General features: G+C 47.9%; 2 protein-coding genes. Both read left to right on the forward strand.

Translation table 11 applies throughout. The features are described 5' to 3' along the window. The first annotated feature begins 180 nt into the window (after positions 1-180). Positions 181-1,710 (forward strand): IS21 family transposase, encoded by a 1,530-nt coding sequence (istA, locus tag DYU05_RS20805; RefSeq protein WP_235854078.1) that lies wholly within the window; start codon positions 181-183, stop codon positions 1,708-1,710. A 19-nt stretch (positions 1,711-1,729) separates the two neighbouring features. Then, positions 1,730-2,476: an IS21-like element helper ATPase IstB gene (gene istB / locus DYU05_RS20810; RefSeq protein ID WP_117385101.1), complete on the forward strand. Its 747-nt coding sequence runs from the start codon at positions 1,730-1,732 to the stop codon at positions 2,474-2,476. Positions 2,477-2,601 lie beyond the last annotated feature (125 nt).

The following is a 2,601-nucleotide window of genomic DNA, read 5'->3' on the forward strand; positions in this document are numbered from 1 at the left end:
TGGAGATTCTGATGAACGAGACCACCTGATTCCGGGGCAAGCTGACCACCAATTCCGGGGCAAACTGACCAGGGGATTCCGGGACAAACTGACCACCCTCAACGTGTAGCAAATGCTGTAGAAGCAACCATCTTTCGGAGGCAACATATACCTCCAAACATGGCCAATTCGACGATCAGCATGAGTAAGATTAGAAAGATTTTAAGGATGTACAGCCAGCAGCGGCCCATAATGACCATCGCTGCCCAGACTGACGCATCCCGGAATACCGTAAAGAAGTACCTGGCATCCTTTAAAGCCAGCGGCTTTACGTTTGAGGAGATAGATGCCTTCAATGATAAGGAGCTGGAAGATCTCTTCGGTAAAAGCAAAGAACACCCGCCTACCAGCCGTATGCAGTCTATGCAACGCTGTTTTCCCCACGTAGATAAAGAACTCAAACGCACCGGTGTCAACCGTTATATGCTATGGGAATCCTACCGCAAAGAGTTTCCTGATGGCTACCAGTACAGCCAATTCTGCTTTTATTACAACCAGTGGAAGGCCAGGGTCAACCCGACCATGCACATGGATCACAAAGCCGGTGATAAGCTTTATGTGGACTTTGCAGGTGAAAAGCTAAGCTATACCGATAAGGATACCGGTGAAGTTATTGCAGTAGAGGTCTTTGTGGCTATCCTCGGAGCCAGCCAGCTTACCTATGTAGAAGCGGTTATGAGCCAGCAAAAGGAAGACTTTATTGCAGCCTGCGAGAATACGCTGCACTTTATTGGTGGCGTTCCTGCCGCCATTGTGCCGGATAACCTGAAGGCTGCCGTAACCAAAAGTAGCCGTTATGAACCTACTTTGAACGAAACGTTTGAGGACTTTGCAGATCATTACGGCACAACCATACTACCAGCGCGGGCGTACCGCCCGCGTGACAAAGCACTGGTAGAAGGTGCCGTTAAGATCATCTATACCAAGATCTACGCGCCTATCAACCGGGTTACCTATCATTCTTTAAAAGAGCTGAATACAGGTATTTGGGAAGCATTGGGAACCCATAACAGCCAGTTGCTTAAAGGACGCAACTACAGCCGCCGACTACAGTTTGAAGAGATCGAACGGCATACCCTGATGCCGTTGCCTGTCCTGCTTTACCAATTCAAAAAGCACTTCTACGCTAAAGTGATCAAGAACGGCCATGTCAACCTCGGCCCGGATAAACACTATTACAGTGTGCCTTATCGCTTCATCGGCAAGCGGGTTAAGCTTTTGTATTCCAGTACTATCGTAGAGATCTACTCCAACTACGAGCGCATTGCTTTGCACAAACGGGCAAAGAACCCTTATGGCTATACGACCGACAAAGACCACATGGCCACTACGCACCGCTTTGTAACTGACTGGACACCTGATAAGTTCCTGGATTGGGCTGCATCCATCCATGAAGATGTGCGGCTTTATATCCTTAAGATCCTTGACCGGAAGCAACACCCGGAGCAGGCTTACAAGTCCTGCCTGGGTGTCCTTGGCTTCGCCAAGAAAGCCGGGAACGAGCGCTTAACAATGGCCTGCCAGCGTGCGCTCAGCTATGGTATTCATAACTATAAAACGATACAAACCATCCTGGAGAACAAGATGGACGGCTACGAGGAAAGCCTGTTTGCAGATGAGCTGCCTATGCCTAATCATGATAATATCCGGGGAAAAGACTATTACAAATAACCATTAAACAACAAATAACATGAACACAAGTACATTGGACAAACTGCGGAAGATGAAGTTCTTCGGCATGTTCCATGCCTTCAAAAGCAGCATGGAAACGGGTAAAACGAATGATTATACAGCGGATGAACTGCTGGCCCACCTGGTAGATGCAGAATGGGACGACCGGCAAAACAGGCGTATCGAACGAACGATATTATATGCCAGGTTCCGCTATAAAGCCTCTGTAGAGGACGTTCATTACCATGCAGAACGAAGTATCGACCGCAACCAGATCATGCGCCTGGCAGACTGTACCTTCATTGACCGCAATGAAAACGTACTGGTTACCGGTAGTACCGGTATCGGTAAAAGCTATGTGGCTTCTGCTATCGGCTATCAGGCCTGTATGCTGGGCTACAGGGTATTTTATGCCAGTACGCCTAAGCTATTCGCTAAACTGAAAATGGCTAAGGCAGACGGCTCGTATATCAAAGAGCTGGCTAAACTGGAAAGGACACAGCTGCTCATACTGGATGACTTCGGTATCCAACCTTTTGATGCACAAAGCAGGGCTGCGCTAATGGAACTTATTGAAGACCGGCATGGCAAGACCTCGCTGATCATTACCTCGCAACTACCGGTAAGCAAATGGTTTGAAGTGATCGGTGAAAAAACAGTTGCTGATGCGATCCTGGACCGGATCGTTCATGATGCGCACCGCATCGAACTGAAAGGAGAATCTATGAGAAGAAAACGTAACGTTGAACCGGAAACCAGCTACTAATGAAAATACCTTTTAAATAACTATTTTTGTACACGCTTTTATAGCGTTTGCTGCACGCCCCACGTCAGCTAATTGCCTGGTCAGTTTGGCCCGGAATCAGGTGGTCAACATCTCCATAACATACA

This window comes from Mucilaginibacter terrenus, assembly GCF_003432065.1.
GTDB classification, from domain to species: domain Bacteria; phylum Bacteroidota; class Bacteroidia; order Sphingobacteriales; family Sphingobacteriaceae; genus Mucilaginibacter; species Mucilaginibacter terrenus.

Excerpts from the sequence above, each read along its gene's own strand:
- istA (WP_235854078.1), top strand. The coding sequence starts at position 181 with ATGAGTAAGATTAGAAAGATTTTAAGGATGTACAGCCAGCAGCGGCCC.
- istB (WP_117385101.1), top strand. The coding sequence starts at position 1,730 with ATGAACACAAGTACATTGGACAAACTGCGGAAGATGAAGTTCTTCGGC.